At 52.0% G+C, this 23,171-nt stretch carries 30 protein-coding genes and 1 pseudogene; 16 read left to right on the plus strand and 15 right to left on the minus strand.

The window, feature by feature from the left end:
• From ACW17M_RS19410 to ACW17M_RS19440, 7 genes are all read left to right on the plus strand, one after another.
• Nucleotides 1-552, plus strand: coding sequence for a hypothetical protein (locus ACW17M_RS19410; protein ID WP_457547963.1), 552 nt, complete (start codon nucleotides 1-3; stop codon nucleotides 550-552).
• Nucleotides 553-747: 195 nt separating this feature from the next.
• A complete protein-coding gene (locus ACW17M_RS19415) occupies nucleotides 748-879 on the plus strand; it encodes a zinc ribbon-containing protein (protein ID WP_457547964.1) in 132 nt (43 codons plus the stop codon).
• A 215-nt stretch (nucleotides 880-1,094) separates the two neighbouring features.
• On the plus strand, nucleotides 1,095-1,841 hold the full coding sequence (locus ACW17M_RS19420; protein ID WP_457547965.1) for a hypothetical protein: 747 nt from the start codon (nucleotides 1,095-1,097) through the stop codon (nucleotides 1,839-1,841).
• A 105-nt stretch (nucleotides 1,842-1,946) separates the two neighbouring features.
• Nucleotides 1,947-2,504: a hypothetical protein gene (locus ACW17M_RS19425; RefSeq protein ID WP_457547966.1), complete on the plus strand. Its 558-nt coding sequence runs from the start codon at nucleotides 1,947-1,949 to the stop codon at nucleotides 2,502-2,504.
• Between the two features lie 45 nt (nucleotides 2,505-2,549).
• On the plus strand, nucleotides 2,550-3,098 hold the full coding sequence (locus tag ACW17M_RS19430) for a glycoside hydrolase family 24 protein (protein ID WP_457547967.1): 549 nt from the start codon (nucleotides 2,550-2,552) through the stop codon (nucleotides 3,096-3,098).
• A gap of 17 nt (nucleotides 3,099-3,115) precedes the next feature.
• Nucleotides 3,116-3,430 carry a hypothetical protein gene (locus ACW17M_RS19435; RefSeq protein ID WP_457547968.1) on the plus strand — a complete coding sequence of 105 codons (315 nt, stop codon included), beginning with the start codon at nucleotides 3,116-3,118 and terminating at the stop codon, nucleotides 3,428-3,430.
• On the plus strand, nucleotides 3,400-3,852 hold the full coding sequence (locus ACW17M_RS19440) for a 3TM-type holin (RefSeq protein ID WP_457547969.1): 453 nt from the start codon (nucleotides 3,400-3,402) through the stop codon (nucleotides 3,850-3,852). Before ACW17M_RS19435 ends, ACW17M_RS19440 begins: the two co-directional genes overlap by 31 nt.
• Before the next feature lie 115 nt (nucleotides 3,853-3,967).
• Here the strand turns inward: ACW17M_RS19440 and ACW17M_RS19445 are convergent, their stop codons facing one another.
• Complete coding sequence (locus ACW17M_RS19445) at nucleotides 3,968-4,231, minus strand: hypothetical protein (protein WP_457547970.1); 264 nt, start codon at nucleotides 4,229-4,231, stop codon at nucleotides 3,968-3,970.
• Between the two features lie 118 nt (nucleotides 4,232-4,349).
• Here ACW17M_RS19445 and ACW17M_RS19450 point away from each other — a divergent pair, with 118 nt between their 5' ends.
• Entirely contained in the window at nucleotides 4,350-4,898 is a 549-nt protein-coding gene (locus ACW17M_RS19450) for a hypothetical protein (protein WP_457547971.1), read from the plus strand.
• 113 nt (nucleotides 4,899-5,011) lie between these two features.
• Here ACW17M_RS19450 and ACW17M_RS19455 read toward each other — a convergent pair whose 3' ends face one another.
• The 3 genes from ACW17M_RS19455 to ACW17M_RS19465 all read right to left on the minus strand — a co-directional run bounded on the left by ACW17M_RS19455 (nucleotide 5,012) and on the right by ACW17M_RS19465 (nucleotide 6,005).
• Entirely contained in the window at nucleotides 5,012-5,185 is a 174-nt protein-coding gene (locus ACW17M_RS19455; RefSeq protein WP_457547972.1) for a hypothetical protein, read from the minus strand.
• A 99-nt stretch (nucleotides 5,186-5,284) separates the two neighbouring features.
• Nucleotides 5,285-5,695: a DUF3617 domain-containing protein gene (locus tag ACW17M_RS19460; protein ID WP_457547973.1), complete on the minus strand. Its 411-nt coding sequence runs from the start codon at nucleotides 5,693-5,695 to the stop codon at nucleotides 5,285-5,287.
• 100 nt (nucleotides 5,696-5,795) lie between these two features.
• Complete coding sequence (locus tag ACW17M_RS19465) at nucleotides 5,796-6,005, minus strand: hypothetical protein (protein ID WP_457547974.1); 210 nt, start codon at nucleotides 6,003-6,005, stop codon at nucleotides 5,796-5,798.
• Between the two features lie 9 nt (nucleotides 6,006-6,014).
• Between ACW17M_RS19465 and ACW17M_RS19470 the strand changes: the two are divergent.
• A pseudogene (locus ACW17M_RS19470) lies at nucleotides 6,015-6,209 on the plus strand (IS4 family transposase); the annotation flags it as partial.
• 325 nt (nucleotides 6,210-6,534) lie between these two features.
• Complete coding sequence (locus ACW17M_RS19475; protein ID WP_230805727.1) at nucleotides 6,535-7,545, plus strand: LacI family DNA-binding transcriptional regulator; 1,011 nt, start codon at nucleotides 6,535-6,537, stop codon at nucleotides 7,543-7,545.
• Nucleotides 7,546-7,676: 131 nt separating this feature from the next.
• On the opposite strand, the gene tal is transcribed toward ACW17M_RS19475, so the two are convergent.
• The 8 genes from tal to ACW17M_RS19515 all read right to left on the minus strand — a co-directional run bounded on the left by tal (nucleotide 7,677) and on the right by ACW17M_RS19515 (nucleotide 15,626).
• Complete coding sequence (gene tal / locus ACW17M_RS19480) at nucleotides 7,677-8,630, minus strand: transaldolase (protein WP_414126782.1); 954 nt, start codon at nucleotides 8,628-8,630, stop codon at nucleotides 7,677-7,679.
• A 203-nt stretch (nucleotides 8,631-8,833) separates the two neighbouring features.
• Entirely contained in the window at nucleotides 8,834-9,565 is a 732-nt protein-coding gene (locus ACW17M_RS19485) for an SDR family oxidoreductase (protein WP_039859866.1), read from the minus strand.
• A gap of 67 nt (nucleotides 9,566-9,632) precedes the next feature.
• Nucleotides 9,633-10,613: an ABC transporter permease gene (locus ACW17M_RS19490; RefSeq protein WP_457547975.1), complete on the minus strand. Its 981-nt coding sequence runs from the start codon at nucleotides 10,611-10,613 to the stop codon at nucleotides 9,633-9,635.
• Nucleotides 10,610-12,112 (minus strand): sugar ABC transporter ATP-binding protein, encoded by a 1,503-nt coding sequence (locus tag ACW17M_RS19495; RefSeq protein ID WP_027959477.1) that lies wholly within the window; start codon nucleotides 12,110-12,112, stop codon nucleotides 10,610-10,612. Before ACW17M_RS19495 ends, ACW17M_RS19490 begins: the two co-directional genes overlap by 4 nt.
• Before the next feature lie 62 nt (nucleotides 12,113-12,174).
• Nucleotides 12,175-13,113 (minus strand): ABC transporter substrate-binding protein, encoded by a 939-nt coding sequence (locus ACW17M_RS19500; RefSeq protein WP_427769530.1) that lies wholly within the window; start codon nucleotides 13,111-13,113, stop codon nucleotides 12,175-12,177.
• Nucleotides 13,114-13,375: 262 nt separating this feature from the next.
• Nucleotides 13,376-14,104 (minus strand): SDR family oxidoreductase, encoded by a 729-nt coding sequence (locus ACW17M_RS19505; RefSeq protein ID WP_041159501.1) that lies wholly within the window; start codon nucleotides 14,102-14,104, stop codon nucleotides 13,376-13,378.
• Between the two features lie 406 nt (nucleotides 14,105-14,510).
• Entirely contained in the window at nucleotides 14,511-14,921 is a 411-nt protein-coding gene (locus ACW17M_RS19510) for a hypothetical protein (RefSeq protein WP_457547976.1), read from the minus strand.
• Between the two features lie 201 nt (nucleotides 14,922-15,122).
• Nucleotides 15,123-15,626 (minus strand): hypothetical protein, encoded by a 504-nt coding sequence (locus ACW17M_RS19515; RefSeq protein ID WP_141441081.1) that lies wholly within the window; start codon nucleotides 15,624-15,626, stop codon nucleotides 15,123-15,125.
• Between the two features lie 260 nt (nucleotides 15,627-15,886).
• On the opposite strand from ACW17M_RS19515, the gene ACW17M_RS19520 reads away from it, so the two are divergent.
• The 6 genes from ACW17M_RS19520 (at nucleotide 15,887) to ACW17M_RS19545 (ending at nucleotide 19,826) form a co-directional block, all read left to right on the plus strand.
• Nucleotides 15,887-16,192 (plus strand): hypothetical protein, encoded by a 306-nt coding sequence (locus tag ACW17M_RS19520; RefSeq protein ID WP_457547977.1) that lies wholly within the window; start codon nucleotides 15,887-15,889, stop codon nucleotides 16,190-16,192.
• Between the two features lie 78 nt (nucleotides 16,193-16,270).
• The gene (locus ACW17M_RS19525; protein WP_457547978.1) at nucleotides 16,271-16,930 is read left to right on the plus strand and encodes a metallophosphoesterase; all 660 of its coding nucleotides are present in this window, start codon (nucleotides 16,271-16,273) and stop codon (nucleotides 16,928-16,930) included.
• Nucleotides 16,927-17,397, plus strand: a complete 471-nt coding sequence (locus ACW17M_RS19530) for a VRR-NUC domain-containing protein (RefSeq protein ID WP_457547979.1) — start codon at nucleotides 16,927-16,929, stop codon at nucleotides 17,395-17,397. Before ACW17M_RS19525 ends, ACW17M_RS19530 begins: the two co-directional genes overlap by 4 nt.
• Nucleotides 17,398-17,446: 49 nt before the next feature.
• Complete coding sequence (locus ACW17M_RS19535; protein ID WP_457547980.1) at nucleotides 17,447-17,602, plus strand: hypothetical protein; 156 nt, start codon at nucleotides 17,447-17,449, stop codon at nucleotides 17,600-17,602.
• A 527-nt stretch (nucleotides 17,603-18,129) separates the two neighbouring features.
• Nucleotides 18,130-19,302, plus strand: a complete 1,173-nt coding sequence (locus ACW17M_RS19540) for an ImmA/IrrE family metallo-endopeptidase (RefSeq protein ID WP_457547981.1) — start codon at nucleotides 18,130-18,132, stop codon at nucleotides 19,300-19,302.
• Nucleotides 19,302-19,826: a DUF4411 family protein gene (locus tag ACW17M_RS19545; RefSeq protein WP_035579397.1), complete on the plus strand. Its 525-nt coding sequence runs from the start codon at nucleotides 19,302-19,304 to the stop codon at nucleotides 19,824-19,826. Before ACW17M_RS19540 ends, ACW17M_RS19545 begins: the two co-directional genes overlap by 1 nt.
• Nucleotides 19,827-20,215: 389 nt before the next feature.
• Here ACW17M_RS19545 and ACW17M_RS19550 read toward each other — a convergent pair whose 3' ends face one another.
• The 3 genes from ACW17M_RS19550 to ACW17M_RS19560 are packed head-to-tail and all read right to left on the minus strand — an operon-like array spanning nucleotide 20,216 to nucleotide 23,160.
• Entirely contained in the window at nucleotides 20,216-21,706 is a 1,491-nt protein-coding gene (locus ACW17M_RS19550) for a tripartite tricarboxylate transporter permease (protein ID WP_457547982.1), read from the minus strand.
• A gap of 15 nt (nucleotides 21,707-21,721) precedes the next feature.
• Nucleotides 21,722-22,168 (minus strand): tripartite tricarboxylate transporter TctB family protein, encoded by a 447-nt coding sequence (locus ACW17M_RS19555; RefSeq protein WP_400674396.1) that lies wholly within the window; start codon nucleotides 22,166-22,168, stop codon nucleotides 21,722-21,724.
• A gap of 29 nt (nucleotides 22,169-22,197) precedes the next feature.
• Nucleotides 22,198-23,160 carry a Bug family tripartite tricarboxylate transporter substrate binding protein gene (locus tag ACW17M_RS19560; RefSeq protein ID WP_009287855.1) on the minus strand — a complete coding sequence of 321 codons (963 nt, stop codon included), beginning with the start codon at nucleotides 23,158-23,160 and terminating at the stop codon, nucleotides 22,198-22,200.
• Nucleotides 23,161-23,171 lie beyond the last annotated feature (11 nt).

The following is a 23,171-nucleotide window of genomic DNA, read 5'->3' on the forward strand; positions in this document are numbered from 1 at the left end:
ATGGAAACAATTCAAAGTATGATTGTTAATATGGATCCTGGAGCAAGGGGGGAATGCAGAAAAAGGCAGTTTAGGGTTAATTTTGGTCTATACATGGCGGGCGTATTAGTCCTTCTTTCATCTTTGGTACCATTTTTATACTCACAACTCTATTTTATGGTAGGAATTCAATTCGACGAGCCTGGTGAGTTCATGAAAAGATCCGGCGCCACAATGTCAATTCTAGCAGTTGCGGCTGAGATCATTGCAGTGAGGTCAAGGGCTCGGTCGGATGTAGATAACGAATTTCCTCTATTCGAACCATATTCGACAGAGCTTGTGCGCAATGCTTCTAGAAGACCGGTGGAAATAACCACTATCGCAGTTTTTATCGTCGTCTTAATGGGGATCGCTATTAATTCGCATGGAGATATAATTTACGTCTTTGGTACTTGGCCTTTAGTATGGCTTATTCCATTCATGATCGTTCTTCCCATTACTTTATTTACCTGCTTCCTGATAAGGCGCAATAAAATTTTCAATGAACCATGGAAGAATGCAAAATTATATTGAGCCTCCTTGATAGGATTATAAGATTTGAAGGCTTGCATATTGGGCACGAATGAACCATGATAACCCTAATATCCATTCTTGCGTCTCGGCTTTCTGGAGCATTTTGCCTCAGTGAGCTGGTTAGTTTTCATTAAGTGCTCTAGGCTGATAGTTCCCACAGGGGGATTATCACACCATCAAACATAAGGAGCAGTTATGCCTACTACCGGCGAGAAACCAGGCAAAGGCACTTATACTTGCGATAATTGCGGTGACAATGTCATTTTGGATGACCATACTGACACTTTACCACCATGTCCAAGCTGCCACGGTACTGAATTTAGCTAAACCATCTCAAAATGAATAAGGGCCTGCTGCTAAGCGGTGGGCCTTTTCTGTCTATGCTGCTTTCTTGTTAATCCCTGTAAATATGAGGCGACGCCCTACCTACAAGCGTCTGGTAGGCATTTTAGATTAGAGCCTGCTAACTGATGTAACATTGGTGATGACTAATTTATTGGTTATGCTGGAACGCTAAGCTTTACTAAATTTAGGGGGCAGCAGTGACGGATAAAACACAGTCGGACAAGGCCCATAATGACGGCCTTGACGACGAGTTAGTTGATAAGCTTGTATCTCTGGGGAAGGGCGCGACTGGTTTGATCCCAATGGTTGGAGGCCCCTTGGCCGAAATCATTGGGAACGTAATACCTGGCCAGCGAGCAGGCCGTGTTGCTAAATACCTACGAGCTCTCTCTGCAAGAGTAGAGCAGCTTGAGTCCACTGTTCAGGAAACGCTTTTAGAGTATCCCGAAAAAGTTGACCTCATTGAAGAGGGAGGCTACCAAGCAGCCAGGGCTACTTCCAGCAAGCGTATAGAAATGATCGTTGAGGCTGTTTCAAGAGGGCTGACGCTAGATGATGCAGATTTAGTCCGCAGGAAGCGTTTGCTAACAATATTGGGCGAACTGGATGAAGATGAGTTAGTTTTGCTGAATGCCCATGGCCGCGCATATGGTCACTGCCACGATGATCCATTCTCCGATGTAAAACGTCCCCATCCGACGCATTTGAATTCAAGTATGGAAGACATAGAGCATGAACATCTCTATGAAAGCGGCCCCAAACATTTACTTCGCATGGGGCTATTAAGAAAAAATTATGGCAACGTCAAGAGAGGCCAAGTACCTGACTTTGACCCAAGGGCAGGAGATTTTGCTCATAGTGTTGAAATTTCTCAGCTCGGTCGAATGCTGCTTAAGGAAATTGGTATGCCTACTACGTTTGACATTGAGCAGGGGTATGCATAGCAGATTGCAAAGTTCTTGCTCCTTGTGCCTGAAATAGCTAGTATATTCCCACTATCCCATTTACGCCTCGGCTTTGCCGGGGCGTTTTGCTATGAGGCCCTGCGAGTGCCGCCGTTGCTACCAGAGATCTTAAATCAACCTATCCAAGTATCTGTTCAAGCAATGTCTCCAATACCTACAGATTGGTGGACTATAGCAGGAACTGTAGCTGGCACGCTCATCGGCGCGCTATTAGGTGGGTTGATTTCTCATTGGGCAACTCTCAATGCTCAAAACAAAATTGCTAGGCGAGATAATGCCGAAAAAATTTTCAGACTTGCTAAGTTTTGCAGGGAAGAGTTGCAAGATATCGATACGCGTCTTGTGGCTAAAGCGATTATTACTGAACAAATTGGTAGTAGGCCTCAACTGAGCTTAAAGAAAGAAAAGGCTTACTTGAAATCTCAGGTTGGAGATTTGTGTGCAACAGTAAATATTCATTTTTATCAATATATTGGGATTATTGATAATACTCCTAACGACTTAAGAGAGTTGTTCCGGCGTCGGGAAAGTCTTGGACATTTAAGCCGATCCGAAGAAATAGAGGATGTTATTGAGATAAAAACTAAAATTGAGGCCGCTCTGGATGACGTTGCAGAAAAATTCTTAGCAAAAATTCGTTGATTTAATATTGTATCTTTCTACTGTCGTGAGACAGTAGGTATCCCTATGCCCCGTATTACTCCCCAAGCCGCTGGCGGCAGTAACGTCTGTGCGTTTCTGGATGTGTTGGCGTTTGCCGAGATTGGCAAGCCGATGCTGCAAGACCCACTCACCGATGGCGGTTACCGCATCATTGTGGGCTCTATCCCAAGCAAGCTGATTCTGCTGGACGATTACGCCGACCATCCACGCCAAAACGTGAAGGTGCGTAAAGGACTGCACTCAACAGCAGCAGGCCGGTACCAGCAGTTAAGCCGCTTTTGGCCTCATTACCGCGACCAGCTTGGCTTGCCCGATTTCGGGCCAATCAGCCAAGACCGTTGTGCTATTCAGCAAATCCGCGAACAGCGCGCCTTGCCCCTCATTCAAGCAGGCGAGATTGCAGAGGCTATTCATCGGTGCCGGAATATCTGGGCGTCGCTGCCAGGTGCAGGCTACGGCCAACATGAGCATTCATTAGAGCGCCTGCTGCTGGAGTTTAAGCGCGCCCAAGGCGAGCTGTGTGCTAACGACCAGACCTGGTACGAGCGCGCCAAGTTACGGAGGGCGGCGTAATGCCCCAGGAGCGCGACGTGAAACCATCCGTATTCGAGCGGCATATGCAGACAGGAATCCAAGTGCTGCTGGTGGCACTGATCATTTGGGCGGGTACCGAGCTTGTGAAGCTGGGGCAGCAGTCGGTTGTTCTTGAGGAGCGACTGACAACCCAGGGCTTAATGCTCAATGAGCTACGCCAAGAGCTACGGGAATGGGGTGATACCTACTACCGAACCACGGATGCCAGGCGTGAACTGGATGAGATAGAAGGGCGTATCGATAACTTGAACAGCCGCGTGTCGGCGCTGGAGACCAGACAGTGTGCATTGCAGCTAAAGCGTTATCGGTGATTACCGGCCCGCTGTTCAGCGTGATCGACAAGGCAGTCACTGACAAAGACGAAGCCGCCCGACTGAAGCACGAGAGCCAAACTCAGTTGATCGATGCCGAGAACAGTGCACTTAAGGTGATATTGGCAGAAGCGGCTGGTGAGAGCTGGCTGCAACGCAACTGGCGTCCGATTCTCATGCTCACGATTGTGGCCATCGTCGCCAACAACTACCTGATCGCCCCGTATCTGTCTGCGATGTTTGGCGTAGGCCTGACGCTGCCACTCCCTGAAGCCCTTTGGAACCTTATGACGTTGGGTGTAGGTGGCTATATCGCTGGTCAAACCGCTGAGCGAGGTATTTCAACCTGGCAAAGTGGACAGGTGGCCCGTGAGCAAGCGAAAGCGCAACAGAGCATTTACCAACAAATTCCAAAGCAGTAACTGGTTCTCGCCGCGAGGCGACAAGGCAACGCTGTGAAGCGTCACCTAAGGCCATGCCGTGAGGCAGTGCCACCAAACGCCCGGCACGTCGTGAGACGCCCGGGCACATCTAATTTTATAGGTTGGTTAGAACGCACTGAACAAGCGGTTGAGCATATGCATTGCAAACCAGAGCTTGCTCATATGCTGGTTGAATAAAGCTTCCAACAATAAGCCCGAAAAGAGCTGCTATCAAAACGATAACCCAAGCTCGCTCTTTGGGTGGTTCATTTTTTCCGACCCAGGCAATTGCACGACGTGCTTGACGTGTAACGACATAGATAAGCGGCAAAGCCACCGCTAAGAGTATTGGCATCAGGCCGAAAGAGAATTCAAACACACTCAGATTCCTTGTTGACAGTTAATAGACCGCTTCTTAATAGAAATTAGAAGTTAAAGGAAACGCTGTTCTAAAACAATATATTTTAGGGCGCTGCCAGCAATGGTGGCGTTTTTTTATGGCGAAAAGACACGACTGGGAGTTGATCGAGCGTGAGTACCGCACCGGTCGTTTTTCTCTTGCTCAGCTTGAAGCCCGTCACGGCGTGAACCGCTCTAATATCTCCCGCCGACAAAAGAAATATGGCTGGACAAAAGATCTTACCGAGCGTGTACGTGAACGCACCCAGGAGAAGATTACCCGCGCCACGCTTTTGCCTGAAGCGCAAGCCGCTTACGACCGGGACGATGAGCAGGTAGTCGAACAGGCGGCTAACGAGAATGCCGCCGTGGTTAAGGGGCACCGCAAAACCTTGGAGCGCTGGCGGGGTATTGCTGAGCGTTATGCCGAGCGGCTGGAAAGCCAGCTGGCAGAAGGCAAGATCAAGATTGAACTGCCTACTGGCGTGACTGAGATTGATATTCCCCTGGAGTACGTCGGCAAGTGCATGGGCCATGGTACCCAAGCCCTCGCCCGCGTTATCAAGCTTGAGCGTCAGAACTACGGACTGGATGCCAGCGATAAAGACTATCAGAGTGGGCTGGAACGGCGAATAGTAGTGATGTAAGTACAGTTGTTATACCTACTGAGAGGTGGGACATATTGCTTTCTTTTTTTCGTTTTTATATCAGGTTTTGGTTAAATTAGCATGCCTCCCGTGGAGGATCTACGGTTAGCTGATTAAACTGCAAGAGCCAATTCTCCGACCGTCAAGGCAACCGACACTTTGGCTTTCTTTTTCGGGTTGTCCGTTGCCGACGCTGCTGCATGGCTCAGGACTTTACCTAGGCGTTCTGCCAATACGCCGCCGTCCAAGTCCTCTAGGAACTTGGTCACATCGGTTGGGTGTGACATGGGAGTACTCTTAGAGTGGATGGGTGTGAATTGCAGGCATTAAAAAGGCCACCTCAATGGATGGCCTTTCTTCAGCGCGAATTAAACGATAATGCTGCGTTAGCAGTCTTCTGAAATCCAATGGTTTTCTTGGGTCGTTGTAATTGTTTCGCTACTAATCAGCTCGGTCTTGGAGGTAGTGTGCTCTTCGCTATGCTGCGTAATGGTGATATTAATCTCAACATCTTGATCACCGTATGAATTAGACGCAGAAGCATGAACTGTGTTGCCGCTCTGCGTGAACTCAACATCAGTAAATCCAGCCTCACTGAAGTCACTGCGAAATGCCGCTTCAGGGTCTTTAGCTTCCTCTTCTGTAATACATTGCTGATCGGTCATTTCCTCCGGCGTCTCACCACCAAGAGCATTGCTTTCAATGGTCTGTTCCCATAGACCTGGCTTCAATTCAAAAGCCCAAGCAGGCAGCGAAGCTGTTACCAGCAGTGTGGCAATTAGGCTCTTCCGTAGCATATTTCTCTCCAGTTATGTAAAAGGGGGAGGGCTAAGAATAGCTTAATTTACTGCTTGCATGCGAATTGCCTCAATAAAGCAGTATTAAACAAGTAAACACTTAAGCGGCCAATTGCTCCATGGCATCGCTATAGCCAGGCCAGTTATCGACGCCCATGGCTTCCAGGGCGCGCAGCTTGGCTTGATCGGCTAGCAGCTGGTCGTATTCAGCGCGGCTTATGGTGACCGTTTCCGGCTCTTGAGCTCGATCCGCGCCTATCCACTCGGGCTCATTTAGCTCGGCAGCGGCTGCTAGGCGTTCTTTCTCCAATGTTTGGCCGTGCGGATGGTGTGTCAAATGGAGTTGACGACAGACCTGATGGCCAGTACGCCTGACTATTCTCTAACGTTATTTGACCGTGGGGTTTATTCGCTGGGCCTGCTGCATGCGTGGCAGCAAGCAAGCGAGCAGCACCACTGGCTGATCCCATTACGGAAGGGAACACAGGATGAAGAAATCTACGCGTTGGGTCGTTAAGGTCGATTTGTTCGCCTGACGACATCGCCACAAGCGCGAGCGAAATGTGCCTTTTATGCCATTGAGTCACGTTGCACCAAACGGACAAACATTAAATTATCAGTTGGTTAGATTAAGTGGCAGCATAGCCTCGGTGTGTTGAAAACCGGCATAGGTTAATAGCCTATCCAGGGTTCGGATCCCTGCCGGTAGGTTACATCCATAAATCATCCCCATTTTCGTGAGCAGACCTGGCGTAGTATCCTTACGACGCTGGTGCTGCTTCGTTGGGTAGAGCAGCGAGGGGCATATCAAAACGACAAAATTCACAACAGAGTAAAGTATGGTAAGTCGCCACAAGGTTACTATCACCGACATCGCCGAACATGTGGGCATGACCAATATGACGGTGTCGCGTGCCTTGAATAATCCTGACAAGGTGAAAGTAGCGACTCGGGAGAAGATCCTCGCCGCTGCGAAGGAACTGGGGTATGTCCCTAATGCTTTTGCGAGCCATCTTCGGAGTCGTAAGAACCGGCTGATTGGCCTGGTCACGGCAAGCGTGGATAATCCCTTTTATAGCGAGGTGATCAAGGCAGTTTCTCGTGCGGCCGAGGAGCGTGACTACACCATCATTCTGATTGATACAGATGGCTCGCCACAGCGCGAGGAAGTGGCGATCGAAACCCTGCTCAGCTATCAGGTAGCCGGCATCATCCTTTCGCCCGTCTCCGACGCTGCCGCCTATCGCCCCGCTTACCTTGATCGCTTGCGTGCTACCCGCTTACCAGTGGTTATGCTGGATCGTACCTTGAACGTATCCGACTTCAGCCGTGTGGTACTGGACAACCGTCTTGCCGGGAGTCTGCTTGGTGAACTGCTTGTGAAGAAGGACATCCGCCGGGTGCTTGCGTTGACGGGGCCGCGTGACTCGCGGATCACCCAAGACCGGCTGATCGGCCTGAAGACAGCCTTTGACGTGGCGGGCGTCTCCTTAGTGGTGGAGCAGCGCCCCGGGGACTACACCTTGCAACCGGCCTATCGCGATATGGCCGATTACCTACGTCAGGGCAAACTCCCCGAAGCCGTGTTTGGGTTCAATCAGCTGATTACTTTGGGCGCCATGCGTGCCCTGCATGATGCACGTGTGTCTCGGGACGATGTGATGGTATTGGGGGTCGACCGTTTGCCTTATGCTGATATCTTCGAGGTGTCAGTGCCTTGTGCTGCGCATGACACCTACCGGTTAGGGCACGAGGCATTTCACATACTCTTTGAACAGATTGAGGATCCCATGGCCGCCAGCCGTGAGGTCGTGATCTCCGCCACACTTATATCCTCCGGCGGTAACTGACTAGTCATCAGCTTTCGTCTTGCATCATACCCTCGGAGAGCACGAAGCGGTCGCGGTTGGCCCATAGCGGGTTGGCCGGACTTGGCGTAAGGATTCCCAATCGGCGGCTAGTTGCAGTTCAGGTTACGAGCTTAGAGAGTCGCCAAACGGTCGGCGATCAGTTCCTCCAGGCGTTCCTGATCATCGGCGAAGCGCCGTATCCCCTCGGCCAGTTTGTCATTGGCCATGGCATCCTTGTTGTGATCCCAACGGAAGGCGGACTCTGAGAGTGGAGTAGGACGAGGGCCACCGTTGCGTGTCATTAACACCTTGGGTTCCACCGCTCCCGTTGCGGTAGCGAGTTCCTCAAGCAGCGTAGGTGTGATGGTTAGTCGGGGACAGCCGGCGAGTGCCAGCACCTGGTCGACAGTGCGAAAGCTCGCGCCCATCACCACGGTGTCGAAGCCGCCCTGGCTGACCCGTTCGCAGACGCCGCGTACGAATTGCACCCCAGGGTCGTTCTCGGGGGGGAAATTCTGGCCAGTCTCCTTTTTGTACCAGTCAGTGACACGGCCGACGAACGGTGAGACGAGGAAAACGCCAGCATCGAAACAAGCTTTGGCCTGGGCGTCGCTGAACAGCAGCGTCAGGTTGCAGTTGATGCCCTCTTTCTCCAGCACCTCGGCGGCGCAGATGCCTTCCCAGGTTGATGCCAGCTTGATCAGCACTCGATCCTTGGACACGCCGCGTTGCTCGTAGAGCTCGATCAGCTCGTGGGCCTTGCGTATGCTGGCCTGGGTGTCGAAGGACAACTTGGCGGCTACCTCGGTGGAAACACGGCCGGGCACCAGTTTGGCGATCTCGCTGCCCATGGCCACGGCAAGGCGATCTACGGCATGCGCTTCTCGCCGGCCGTTATCCTCGGACTTGACCGCCGCGAGTTCCTGATCGATCAGTGCTTGGTAGGCCGGCAGATCGAAAGCCTTGAGGATTAGCGAGGGATTGGTGGTGGCATCATGGGGTTGATAGCGTTTGATGGCGTCAAGGTCGCCGGTGTCTGCGACCACCATGGAGTGCTGACGAAGGGCGTCGAGTCGTTGGGTCATGAAGTATCTTCCTCGAATAAGTGGTCGGTTATGTAAGGCATAGGGATGGGTGTTCAGCCGTAATGATTGGCCAAGGCCTGACAGTAATGGGCATAGGCCTGGTCATAGGCAGCGGCGCGGTCGGGTTCGGGGTTCTCGTCAAGAGGCTCTGAGCACCACAATCCACACCGATATACATGTCAGGTTCCTTCTAACACAAGGGGCTAGTGAGACGTGAAACCACCATCGACCGGCAGGCAGGCTCCGCTGATCATCGACGCGGCCGGGCTGAGAAGGAAGGCAACCGGAAGGGCGACTTCCCTGGGAGTGGCAAAGCGCCCTAGGGGAATGGCGGCCAGCATCGGGTTGCGCTTGGCGGGATCGGCCCAGGCACGTTCGGCCATGGGGGTCAGGGTCACCGTCGGGTTGACACTGTTGACGCGGATGCCTTTGGAACCCAGCTCGAGGCACAGCACACGAGTCATGGCATCCATGGCTGCTTTAGACGCGCAATAGCCTAGGTGGCCGGGCAGAGCGGCCATGGATGCTTGGCTTGAGACGTTGACAATGCTGCCCTGACGGCCGTGCGCGATCATGTGGCGAGCCGCTTCCCGTGCCACCACGGCACTGGCAGTGACGTTCGTGTTCATAATGTTCTCGATATCCTTCGCCTTGAAATCCAAGACATCGTCGAGGATCGAGATACCGGCACAATTGACCAGGCCATCGAGGACGGGCATCTCGACGAAGGCCGCGACAACTGCGGCCTCATCGGTGATGTCGACGGCCAGGGTGCGTGCCCCCAGCTCTTTCTCGAGTTTGGCTAGCTGATCCCGGTTGCGACCAAACAGCACCAGTTCGGCACCGAGTTCAGCCAGAGACCGCGCGATATCGAGGCCGATGCCGCTGGTCGCTCCCGTAACGAGGATGCGTTGGTTGTGGAGTTCGAAGTTCATGATGTGGCGTCACTCGCTCGATTTGGGATTGGCATTTAGCCGATGCATGATCGGCATGAGCAGGGTCTCAGGGAGTTCGTTTGCGGCTAATGTAGATCGCCAACAGGATAATCAGGCCCTTGATAACGTTTTGAAGGTAGGGCGATACCCCCATCAGGTTAAGGCCGTTGTTGAGCACGCCAAGCAGCATGGCGCCTACCAGTGTGCCTAGAATCATTCCTCGCCCACCGGTGATAGCGGCGCCGCCCAGTACTACGGCGGCGATGGCGTCGAGCTCGAAGCCGATCCCGGCGTTGGGTTGGCCGCTCATCAACCGAGAGGTCAAGATCAACCCGGCAATGGCCGCAGTCGTGCCACTCAGGGTGTAGACCAGCAACTTGTAGCGGGACACTCGGATACCGGATAGCCGAGTCGCTTCCTCATTGCCGCCAATGGCATACAGGTAGCGTCCGGTCGCAGTATGGTGAAGCAGCAAAAAGCCGAGTGCGTAGACGCTGATCATGATCAGTATCGGGGTTTCGATGCCGGCCAAGCTGCCGCGACCGAAGAAGGCAAATTCCGGGGGGAGGCCGGAAATTGGGTAGCCTCCGGTGTATATCAAGCCAAGCCCGCGGGCAATCCCCATGGTGGCCAAAGTGACGATGATGGGTGGCATGCCGGCAAAAGCAACAAAAAAGCCATTGAAAGCTCCGAAGCCTGCACCTACCAATACGCCTAGCAGGATGGCTAGCGACGGAGGAACCCCCGCCACCATCAGCCCAGCCATTACTGTTCCCGACAAGGCCATTACCGGGCCCACGGAGAGGTCGATGCCGCCGGTGAGAATAGCTAGGCTCACCCCCACAGCTATGATGGCGATGATCGAGGTCTGACGCACCAGATTGGCTTGGTTGCTTATGGTTAGAAAGTTGTCGTTGATGGTCGACATGGCAATGAAAACGACGATGAAACCGATCAGCGGGTAGAAGATTGGAGTACGGCGCCAACTGGCCAGCCGCATCTTGAGGGACTGGTGGGTGTTGCCGGGTATTGAGTCGAGCTGGCTCATGAGCTGAGTCCCCCCGTGGCGTGATGCATGATGGATTGTGAATTGAGATCGTTGCCTTGCAGTTCGGCGGCGATCTGTCCCTGGTAGAAGACCGCTGCGCGATCGCATAGGCCAAGAATTTCCGGGAGTTCGGACGAAATCATGATGATCGACACGCCTCGGGCAGTGAGCTCTTTCATTAAGGCGTAGATCTCTGACTTGGCGCCGACGTCAATGCCGCGGGTGGGCTCATCGAAGATCAGCACCTTACACTGGTGGCCCAGCCAGCGGGCGATAACAACCTTCTGCTGGTTGCCGCCGCTGAGATTGCCCACTGGGGTTTCGGGGCTGGGAGCCTTGACGCGGACTGCCTTCATCAGATCGGCGGCAGTACTGGACTCTTGGCGGCGCTTGATCAGTGGCAAAGCACTCTGAAATTGTGTCAGATTGTTCAGGGTGATGTTTTCGCGACAAGAGAACGGTAGGATCAATCCCTGGATCTTTCGGCTTTCCGGTAGAAGGCCGATCCCCTGCTTCAGGGCGGTGGCGGGGTGTAGGAGTTTAGTTGGCTTGCCCTCCATAAGGATTTTGGCATGCACGGGGCGCGTCGCACCGATCAGCCCCATAGCCAGTTCTGTGCGACCCGACCCCACTAAGCCAGCAAAGCCGAGGATCTCGCCGCGGTAGAGCTTCAATGAGTGTTCGGGGCCATTGACATCAAGGCGCAGGGATTCAATGTCTAATACCACATCGTTATAATCGGCATCGCTACGCTGTTCGGGATAAAGATTCTCAACACGGCGGCCGACCATTTTCTCGATTAGGTCGTCGGGGGTAGTCGAGACGACGTCGCAGTCGTCGACCTTCTCACCGTCACGCATCACGGTGACACGATCACAGATGGTGAATATCTCTTCCATGTGGTGTGATATGAATACCATGCCGACCTGTTGCTCGCGCAGTTTGCGCATGATGGTGAACAGGTGATCTGCTTCGCTAGGCGTGAGGGTTGCTGTCGGCTCGTCGAGGATCAGGATGCGCGCTTTCAGTGACAGGGCCTTGGCGATCTCGATGAACTGCTGGTCGGCGACACTCAAGTCGGCGATGGGGCGGTCTAAGGGGATCGAGACCTTGAGGCGGTCTAGCAGGTGCTGCGCCTCGGCGATCATGCTGCGCCGGTCTCGCAGCCCGAATCTGTTACGCAATTCACGCCCAAGGAATATATTATCCACGGCGTCCAGGTCGGGGATCAGGCTGAATTCCTGAAAGATGATACCGATGCCCGCGTTGAGGGCGTCTTGGTAGCCATGGAAATTGCATACCTCGCCATTGATGTTGATCTCACCTTCATCTTGTCGGTAGATGCCGCAGAGAATTTTCATCAGAGTCGACTTGCCGGCCCCGTTTTCGCCAAGCAGAGCATGCACCTCGCCAGCATGGACATCGAGCGATACATCCGTGAGGGCCCTCACCCCGGGAAATGACTTCGAGATGTGTCTCAGGGAAAGTAATGGAGTCATAGGGATACCCTCGTGCGCCGCCCGTAGGGGGCAGCACACGTCATCATCGTCGGTGGGAGGGGTTACCAGCTAAAGTCAGCGGCCTTGTCGCGGTCGATCAGTTGTACGTCGATGGGAATTTCCGCGGGCGCAGTTTCTGCACCCCAGTGCTTAGCCAGCGCCAGGCCGAGCCCTACACGCACCATGTCTGCGGGATATTGCGCTGAGGTGGCGATGAACGCGGAATCAGCCTTCTGGATCTCTGCGACTGCCTCGGGATGACCGTCGACGCTGACCAGCTTGATGTCCTGACCACTGGCCTCAATGGCTATCAGAGCGCCCAGCGCGCCGATATCGTTGACGCTGAAGAGACCATTTAGATCCGGGTTTGCCTGGATGATGTTCTCGGTGACTGTCATCGCATGGGTACGCTCCTGACGGCCATTCTGTTTGGTTACGATCTCGATGCCATCGTACTCATTAAGCGCGTCGGAGCAGCCTTCAATACGTTGCAGGATCGGCACAACCGGAATGCCATCCAGTAGGGCTACCTGACCTTCACCATCGAGTTGTTGGGCGAGGTATTCGCAGGCTAAGTAGCCGGCGTCATAGTTCTTGGAACCCACGAAGCCATCCACTGGGCCCTCTGCCTGGGCATCGATCGCGACCGTGGTGACGCCTGCTTCTCGGGCAGACAACACCGCCGTTTCAACCCCGACGGAGTCGGCAGGGTTGAGCAGCAGAATATCGATGCCACGTTGGATCATGTCCTCTACGTCGCTGACCTGCTTGGAGACATCGTGGCGTGCATCGGTGACAATCACCTCAGCCCCCAGGCTCTCTGCGGCGGTCTCGAGTGCCTCCTGCATGGTCACAAAATACTCGTTGTTGAGCTCCTGAAAGGACATGCCGATTGTCAAAGTATGCTCATCGGCTGCTGCGGTTCCTGCTACAAAGGCGGCTGCGCAGGCGGCGACAAGAGCCGTTTTGCGAAAATTTGCGGTGATCTTATTAATTTTCATTGTTAACTCCGTGATTGTTATTGTTTCTCTTAAAGGTTTTTCAATGTTGACAAAGCTCTTAATGTTAACGTCAACAATTTGAAGACTATGTGCCCTTTAGAGGTTGGTCAACGGTCATACGACCAATGTCTATTCCTCTAGGATTTTACAAATGATCAAAGCGTTCATGCGAAGTGTTTATTCAAAACTGTAAGAGGTTGTAAGGCTGGTTGATCTGATTAAGCTAAAGAAACACCTTAATAGTTGCTGGATTGAATACTTCCTACATATCAAAGTTGCTAGGCAAAACAACCATATCTCGGATGGTTACATTTCGGGGGCGAGTAAGCATGAACATAATCGCATCAGATACATCCGTTGGTTCGATAATGCTGCCGGATTCTTTTGCCTTGCGCAGATTTTCTTCTGGCCAATCGGCGAGCAACGCACTATTTACAGGCCCAGGAGAGACTGACGCCATGCGAATACCGTGCTTGTTGATCTGACGACGAGTAGTCTGAACGAAACTGTTGATGGCCCACTTGGAGGAAGCATAGACTGGCTCCCAGGGAACCGGGAAGTGCCCCGCAACGGAGCTTGTCACCATAATATCGCCCGTGCGACGTTCGATCATGTGGGGTAAGACGTTATGGACATTTTTAATCACCACATTAACATTGAGGTTCAGCATTCTGTCGATGGCGGCAGGGGAGGTGTCGATCAAATCGCCGCCGATATAACTACCGGCATTAGCATGAAAGATATCTAACTGTCCCGCCTTCTTTAAGATTTGTGAGAGGAGAGTGTCGCAGTCCTGTGGGTCAAGTAGGTCAATAACTAGGGGAAATGCAGCTTCGCCAAGTTCTTCACAGATGGTTTTCAGCGCAGCCTCATCTCTATCAATCATGACCACTTTGGCACCAGCGTCAATCATGGCCTTGGTAGTGGCAAGCCCGATACCTGATGCTGCGCCAGTAACGGCAGCAACTTTTCCAGTGAGTTCATTGGTCATCTTATAATCTCCTATATTCAGGTTCCTCGATTGACGAGGCCGTTTGGTTTCTGGAGTGGCTTGTGAATGATCCCGAGGTGTCTCTGATGAGCAGGATCAACTTTTGTGCTTACTCGTCCCTGATTCATCTCCAAGGCACATGCCTAGTGGACTGAAACTCTTTATGTTGACGTCAACATTCCTAAAGCTATTCTCTATTTGAAAACGAATCAATGGGATTAAGACCAATGTCTAGGCTTTGGTCTTTTGAAGAGGTGGAGCTAATCAATGACCCGACAGTTGCCGTTGATCAGCATATGTCGATGTTTTTCTATGGGTGGGTGGTGCGGCAATTACCACTATAACGGGCACTGGCGTGGCTTCCAATTCCCGAGCAAGCGTCCGAGGGGCTGATGCAGATCAGCTGTCATTCATGCGGTTGAATGAGTGCTTGGTAATCTGCCTTGGGCAGTGCCTGCAGGTTCATATACGACACGTGAACGGCCATTTCTGTCAGTGTGAACGTCGCCAACTCATCAATGAGAGAAAGGGCAAGGTCGTAGCTGGAGAGGCTGGTGGCAATCCCCGGTGTCCAGTGGTGAGCTTTGATGGCGCGGGCTATCAGTACATCTCGATCAGCGTCGAGGGGGAACGCAGCGCCCCGGTAGGCGTCACGCCAGTGGTCGCAATAACAAGCAACGACAAACTCTCGGAAAGTGTTAACCAGCATTTTGTGCAGTGCTTCGAGGTTTTCGACGCCCGACTCTGGCAGGTTGCTGTATTCCCGCTGCATCTGCTCGAGCTGATCCCAACGCTTGTGGTAGGCGGCCTTGTCCAACGCTTTCCCCTTATCCCTAGTTTAGAAGCCACCAATATAGCGATATTGGGTGACTTTGCTCAATTCTTCTTTGGCCTGAGGCTGGGCTTTCTATTTCTGGGAATTGCTATGATAAAGGCTCCGCCTATTCACCAATATCACATGGGAAGTAATGCAATGCTCCCCAAGCGATGGAGGGTAATGTTCGTTTTAAATCAAGCTCTAAGTGATCAGCTTCAATAAGCGTTCCCACTTGTTGAGAACAACCACTCCTTTTGTGCGCCCGAGCTGCACACAGGTATCGTTAAAAGCAGGCCTACGAAGGCCTTCTATATCGGGGAAGTCGATCAAAGCGATCCTGCACGTTTCACATTCGTATTCTTCAAAGCTGTAAGCCGCTTTCTTCATGTAGAGCTTCTGAAAGCGTCTCCTTGCCTTGCGACATTGAGCTGCGTGCTTTTTGGGATCTATTACAAAATCCAGCATGGTACTTACTGCAACAATGACACCACTGGTAGCGGTCAAAACCGTGTGCTCAGTGATGACTCCTGCAAAAGCAGCACTACCGCCAAAAAGACTGGTGAACGTGAACACGTTGGCCATCCTGCTAAAAAGCCTTTGCTGTAGTTGCATATACCTAACCATGTAACAGGTGCCATCAATAGCCTCCTCGAACGACATTGGGTCGTGCCTTTCAGGAATACTGGGAAGGCTTACATCTTTCATGTCATTAAATCCCTACTAGGAGCGTATGCAGACTTCGTCTTCAGGAAAGTCTGGATCATCAGGAAAACGAGGTTCTGGTCTGGGAATCCTTATCGGTGGAACACATGGGATTTGGCCCGGAGGATCCCATTCTCCTGCTTGGCATCTCTTTTGAAATTTCATTGTTTCTCTCCGTTACAGAATGTTAAGGAGGGGGTGGTCATTTCTAGTTTAGGACTGGTTTTAAAAAACCGCCTAATGTTTGTGGCCGGAGGTGCTCTATGGCCGAGAAAGGTGGGCAGCAGGCGCGTCGTGCCGCGTTATTGTGCCAAAACGTGCGATTTGGTTTGTACCTCGATTGCCGCCGCCGTCAGGCAAAAGCGCTTGAATATCGGCAATTGCCCGATGGTACCCACAGCCTGGAGGATTGCGCTGATTTCATCCGTCATTCGTGTCGCATCCAAAGCCGCGCCGAGCTGGATCATAACGACACGGCGCGGGCCATGCTGGAACGGGTCGTCGCTGACTACCAGCGTTGGGAGCGCCAGCAACGAATGCTCGACCAGATCGCTGGGGGGAGGGCGTGAAGAGTTCAGAGGCGGAAGGGTTTGGGAGGTGATTTATCACCGTTCTATGGATTGGGAACTCGATCAGGAGCTAGGGCTATGAGCTTGATTCAAAAGCACGGCCAGAACATGGATGGAAGAGATTTTATCGTTGGTGACATTCATGGGCAGTACGACCTGCTGCTTGAGTCCATGGCGCGCGTTGACTTCGATAAGTCAAAGGATCGGTTATTTTGTGTAGGTGACTTGATCGACCGGGGGGTGGATTCTTTCGAGTGCTTATCGCTAGCCTTTGAGCCTTGGTTTTTTGGCGTGCGTGGCAATCACGAGATGTTGGCCATTGATGCGCTTGAGAATGGGGGAAGCGCCGAAGACCTTTGGATGATCAACGGCGGCACCTGGGCGATAACTGAGAATATGATCGAAGTCCGGCAAATTCTTCGTGAGGCGCTGAAGTATCTACCTTACGCCCGCCAGATAGATGTTTTGGGGCAGCAGGTGGGCATCGTTCATGCCGAGCCGCCTGCGGACTGGTCGCAGGTTGAGATGGCGGATGATGCAGGCAAAGTGGAAATGGTATGGGGCCGGACTCGTATAAAGCGTAGGGACACGACGCCAGTAGTCGGCATCGATGCTGTAGTGGTCGGGCACACCATTGTTGAGCAGCCTACTTGGCTGGGCAATGTGTTCTATATCGACACCGGTGCCTTTAATACGGGCCGGTTGACGTTGATCAATGCCCGGGAGGTGTTGGCATGAGCTGGCGCCAGCAAACCACTACCAAAAAGCTACGCAGTCCTCGAGCACTGACCAAAAGCGGCGCGCCCCGGGCAAAGCCCGTTGATTGGGAAGGGCAGGAGCAAGCCGTTCTGATCCGTAGGCTGTATGGCGAGAAGATGCGCGGCCACCCAGTAGGCGAGTTGTTCGACGCCACCTTCCTTGTGCCCAACGGCGGCCACCGCAGTAAGAAAACCGCGAGCGACCTCAAACGCCAGGGCGTAAAAGCAGGTGTCAGCGATCTTCCCGTGCGTCAGGCCCGCGGCGGTTGGTTTGGCTTGTACCTGGAGTTCAAGGCCACCCCGCCCAAGGATGCGCCGCTAGCCGATAGCCAATTCAAGTGGCTGGAAGATAGCGAATATGAGGGCTATTGCGCCGTGCTGGCGCTGGGACTCGAGGAGGCAAAGGGGTACTCAGGGAATACGCCAGTTGGCCACGCACGCAAATAGCCGGCGAGCGGCTGGCGCTGGAAAGCGGTACCGAGTGGAGGAAGGGTTGATGACACAGCAGAAGGGGAGCCAGATGCAGTTTGATGATTGGAAGCGGGTAGCAAACCCTTGGCGTGTCGTGGAGGCTGCGAAGAGAGATGAACGAGCGCGTGATGCAGCGGTGTCACGCATCATAGACAACATGCTGGAGCTGCAGCTGGATTAGCGTCACGATAACTCTGGTTTTCACCCGTTCAGTGTAACGGCTCTAGCAGGTGGTGCATCTGGAGGTAGTGGGTGTAGTGACCAGGCCATGCTGGCCTCGCTTCGCTACCACCCTCAAAGCCAGTGGCATAAGACCTGTGGTTGGTTGTTGCCAGCCAGGCCGCTGCAATGCTGATGCAGGCCACCCGCATCCGTCCGGAGAAAATGGGTAACAGCATTTGAATGGTGACTGCCAGGCAGATGGTGGAGCGACAGGAGGTGCTGCTTAGGGAGCTGGGGCTTGAATGAGGGATGAGAGTGTTGAGGCGTTGCAGGTGGCGGGTAAGCGAGGGCGTAAGCGGCTTTGGCAGGTGTTGGCGGTGGGGGAGGTGCGCCAATGAACTACCTTTAGATTATGCAGGCATATATCGGTCTAAAATCACGAATAGACTACAAATATTTGACGTATTCATTTTGCTCTTCGACCTGGCTACGGTTACTCTGGTCTTCACAAATGAAGTGACTAACCAAATTAGGCCATAGAGAAAGATGAGCATCCCAAACCCAGACATACTCAGGTGGGCGCGTGAAGGGGCCGGGCTGAGTCTTGAAGAGGCAGCGAGAAGGCTTTCTCTGAAGAGCAAGGGCATGTCTGGTGCTGAGCTATTGTCAGCATATGAGACGGGTACAAAATTGCCGACCCAAAAAAAGCTAATGGATATGGCAAAACAATACCACCGTCCGTTCATTACTTTCTTTCTCCCAGAGCCGCCCATGAGTGCTTCTATGGGCGAGGATTTTAGACTGCTTCCGGATACACAGTTTGACGAGCACGAGGGAAGTGTTAAAGCACTTGTGCGAGACATATACATTCGTCAGTCTATAGTCAAAGAGGCGCTGATTGACGGTGATGAAGATGTTGGCATTGAGTTTGTCTCAGAAGGCAGTACAGATACGCCAATTAAAAAAGCCTGCCAAGTTGCAATCAATTATTTTAATATTGATATAGAAACTTATCGCCGCAATGCAAATCCACATGATGCCTTCAACTACCTAAGAAGATGTGTGGAAAGGAAAGGAATTTATGTTCTTCTTGTAGGCGATTTGGGGAGCCACCACTCATCCATTAGTACTGAGGCTTTTCGCGGCTTCGCTTTGTCTGATCCAATAGCGCCTTTTGTAGTTATTAACCAAAATGACTCGAAAGCAGCTTGGAGTTTCACGCTCTTGCACGAAGTCGTGCATGTTTGGCTGGGAAAAACGGGCATCAGTGCTCAGAATAACGAGCATATTGTTGAGCGATTCTGCAATGATGTTGCTAGCAACCTACTAGTGACTAGTGGTGAAGTCATAAAGCTATACGATGAAGCCATGCACTCAGATGAGGATTTCCTGCCTGCGCTGCAGAGGCTTGCTCAAAATTTGAATATTAGCGCCTCACTCGTAGCTTATCGGCTATTTAGGCAAAATATGATTTCACAAACTGAATGGGTTCAAGTTAGAACTGAGCTGCGAGATCTTTGGCTCAAGAGTAAAGCTCAACAAAAATCTAAAACGTCAGATGCTGGAGGTGACTTTTATAACACGCGCCGACATCGTGCGGGTGGGGCTCTAATTGAGCTTGTACGTCGCTCTTTGCATGATGGCGTTATTACAGAAACGAAAGCAGGCAGAGTGCTCGGTGTGAGCCCAGGTAATGTTGCTCAAATGGTGGGGCTGTGATGTCTGCACAAAAAAAAGAAATTTTCTTGCTCGATGCAAATATCATCATCCATGCTCACGATCTATATTATCACATGGATCGAGTTCCGGAATTTTGGCGGTGGCTAGAGTTTCATGCTGATAATGGGTCAATCAGAATGCCAAAAGAAACTCATAGCGAAATCAAAGGCGGTGTTAAAGCCCAGCATGTGCAATGGGCTAAACATAAAGATGTGCGAAAAAGCTTAATTCTGGCTGAAGACTTCGAAATAGCTCTTCTTAATAGAGTTATTAGTGAAGGGTATGCCTCTGATTTGAACGAAATTGAAACTGAAAAGATTGCAATGGATCCTTTCTTGGTAGCTTATGCACTCAAGGATCCACAGAATCGAATTGTAGTGTCTAACGAGGTCTCAAAGCCAAGCAAAAAGCGTGCCAATCGAAAAGTGCCAGATGTCTGTGATGCTTTGGGCGTTCGGTGTTGTAATGTTTTCACTCTTCTCCGTGAGTTAGATTTCCGTACGGACTGGCAAAAAGTAATTTGATGGTCTGAGTCATCTAAGATTATGTCTTATAAATGCTTACAGCTTTTCATCAGGCTATAAGGACACATGTAAAATATGTCCATGTTTTTTGCTGGTCAAACAATATGATATAGTCAACATTTTGAAAAATCGAAAGCTACAAGTATTGGCTAAATAAAGATATTAGCTTTTATGGGTGAAAGCACGCGTGAGAGTCAATGCATGTCTGGGAGGTTAGGTGTGTATTTATTCTCGTGATGTCGAAGCTGTTAGCTAGTTAATGCTGTCTTTGAATATGCAGTAAATCCATAACCGTTTCTGGCTGATACAGAGCAGCCAGACAGGAATGCTGCCTGACTCCCATGCACAACCTTCGTCAATACATCTGTGGGATTACTTTCATAGCATTGTTAATTCTGACGCCCTTTTTTTAGTATTTTCCAGGCCTGGGTGAATAACACCATCAACAGTAGTGCGATGATTCCCTGCGAAATAGGACGAGTAAATAGGGATCCCCAGTTATCCTGAGAAATCAGCATAGCCAAACGTAAGTTTTGTTCCGCCATTGGACCTAACAGTACTCCCAGCACTACTGGTGCAAGCGGGAAGGCTAGTCGATGGAGTAAATAACCGAGCAACCCAAAGGCTAGCATTACATAGAGGTCTGTCATGTTCCCTTTGACGGTATAAACACCCACGGCCATGAGTACCAACGTCGTTGGTACCAAGAGTGCGGTGGGCATGCGCAAGACCTGAGCGAATAGGCGGGTGGCCACCATGCCTCCTAGTAACAGAAGTAGCATCGCAGTAAACAGCATTTGCCACATGAAACCGAAGACCACATCAGGCGACTTCGTAAACAGTTGTGGGCCGGGCTGAAGTCCATGAATCATAAGCGCGCCGAGCACTAAGGCAGCAACCAAATTGCCAGGAATCCCTAACGTTAGGGATGGAATCATTGCAGAAGCATTGTCGGCACTGTTACCTGATTCAGCTGCTGCAACCCCCACAGGATTACCCGTGCCGAAAGATTCGGGGTTCGTGGACTTGCGCTTCGCTTCGTTATAACTCAGCAATGCTGCCAAATTGCCACCGGCACCTGGCAAGATACCTACACTAACGCCTATCAGCGACGAGCGAGTCCAAGTGCGCCAGTGCTGACGTATCAGTCCGAGTGCGTTGCCGCTAGCATCAACCTTGAAGCTTCCTGCATCATAGTAAGTCGCGTTGCTTTTCTCCGCCATCTCCAGCACTGGCGGTATCGCGTAGAGGCCGATGAGTACAATGATCAGGTCGAACCCCCCACTTAAATAAAGCGAATCGAACGTATAGCGTTCCGCTCCACTGATTGTGTCAACGCCTACAAGGCCGATGATAACGCCCAACAGGGCGCTGAGCATGCCTTTGCTGATATCACTGCCTACCAATACGGCGATGCTTACAAGTCCGAAAACGGCTACCCAGAAATACTCAGTCGGCCCAAAGGCAAGCGTGACCTGTGCCAAAAGGGGGGCTAGCGTCATCAACGCTATGGCGCTAATAATTCCACCGATGGCGGACGACCAGCACGCAGTCTTGAGAGCCAGCCCGCCCTGGCCGTTACGTGTCATAGGGTAACCGTCGAATGTTGTCGCGATTGCAGCCGGCGTTCCTGGGATTTTTAGCAAGATGGCGGGAATAGCTCCACCGTACATTGAGCCATTATAGATACCTGCTACCAACCCTAGAGCAATTACAGGATCGAACCCATACGTCAGTGGGAGCATGAGAGCGATAGCCATGACCGGGTTGAGCCCAGGTAGGGCTCCGATCAAGATACCCACCAAAGTGCCGACGAAGAGGCTGACTACGGAGCCAAGTTGCAAGGCCACAGGTAGTGCGTTGAACAGGGAATCAAACATATCGTGTAACCCTATTTAGGAAACCAGGAAAAATTCGACGGGCAAGGGTCGTTTTAGCACCATCGCAAAAAGCCCGTATAAGAGGATGATGAAGCCCACCGTAATACCTAAAACTACGACGGGGCGCCTTTCACCCAGTACCAGAGCCAGCAGGATGATGAAAAGGGTGCTAGTGGAGTAGAAACCCACGGTTGGCATGGCTAAGTAGTAGATCAGGCAACAGGCGACTGTCGCCATAAACCTCCCCGGATGATCGATTAAGGCGGCGGCGCTGCTCAAACCGCCATTTTGCTGCGTTTGCACCACGCCCTTAACGATCAGAGGAAGTGAGAAAAGACACATCAGAATGCCAACTCCCATGGGCACGTAAGCGGCGCCGGCATCAAAGCCACTCCCCACCCAGACCACCGTGCAGCCAAAGATGAGGAAGGCGATGCCAGAGATAATATCTCTGAAGTTCATGAGCAAGTTACCGTCCATTCAGTCATGAATTAGTTTTTCTTAAGCCCAAGCTTTTCGAGTGTCTCACCAATCGCTACGGTTTCTTGATGCAGACGCTCACGGAGCTCTTCACCACGTACGAGATTCAGCGTCTCGCCTTGAGATGTCAGGAACGCTTGGAACTCAGGATGCTCGACGGCGCTAGCTACGGCATCGGCGATGACGTTAACGCGCTGCTCATCCATACCCTCTGGTGCCAGCATCATGCGCCATAGCACTGTTTCCAGCTCGGGATGACCGAGTGCTGCTAGGCCTGATGCCTGGGGTAGTGCTTCGTTATCGTCGGCTGAGGTCACGAGTAGGCACTTCGCCTTGCCATCCTCTACATAGGGAAGTGCGGGTGTGATGGAGCCACCGTAGATATCCACGTGTCCACCCAGGAAGTTTTGGAGGGTCTCACCAGCGCCGCCAAAAGGAATAGGACGGGCTTCAATGTCATAGGCTTCAAAGATACGTTCTGCTGCCAAGCGCATGGTTCCACCGACCCCGTCATTGCCGTAGGTGTACTGACCGGGGTTATTCTGCAGCTCGGCAAGGAATTCTTCACCTGTTTCAGCTGGAAAATCGGGGGCTACACACATAGTGTAAGCACTCTGCGAAGTGCTGGTGATCGGGGTCAATGTCTCGTAAGAGTACTGAACACGCTGCATGTGCGGTACAGTAGTGATAGGACTATTCCAGGTAGAAAGCAGCGTGTAGCCATCGGGCTTGGCACGGGCAATCTGGTTGACCCCAATAGCACCACCTCCACCAGCGACATTAAGCACAGCAAGTGACTCTCCTAGTTCTTCCTGCAGGTACTGATTGAGCATGCGCGCAACGTTGTCAGTGCCGCCGCCGGCTGGTGCCGGTACGATTATTTCGATGGGACGATTCGGATAGTCGTCAGCCATGACAGGCATAGCGGTAAACGCTGATAGCGCAACTAAAGACGTAAGCTGTAATGTTTTCATTGTTAGTTACC

The organism is Vreelandella sp. 2A-K22, from assembly GCF_054065485.1.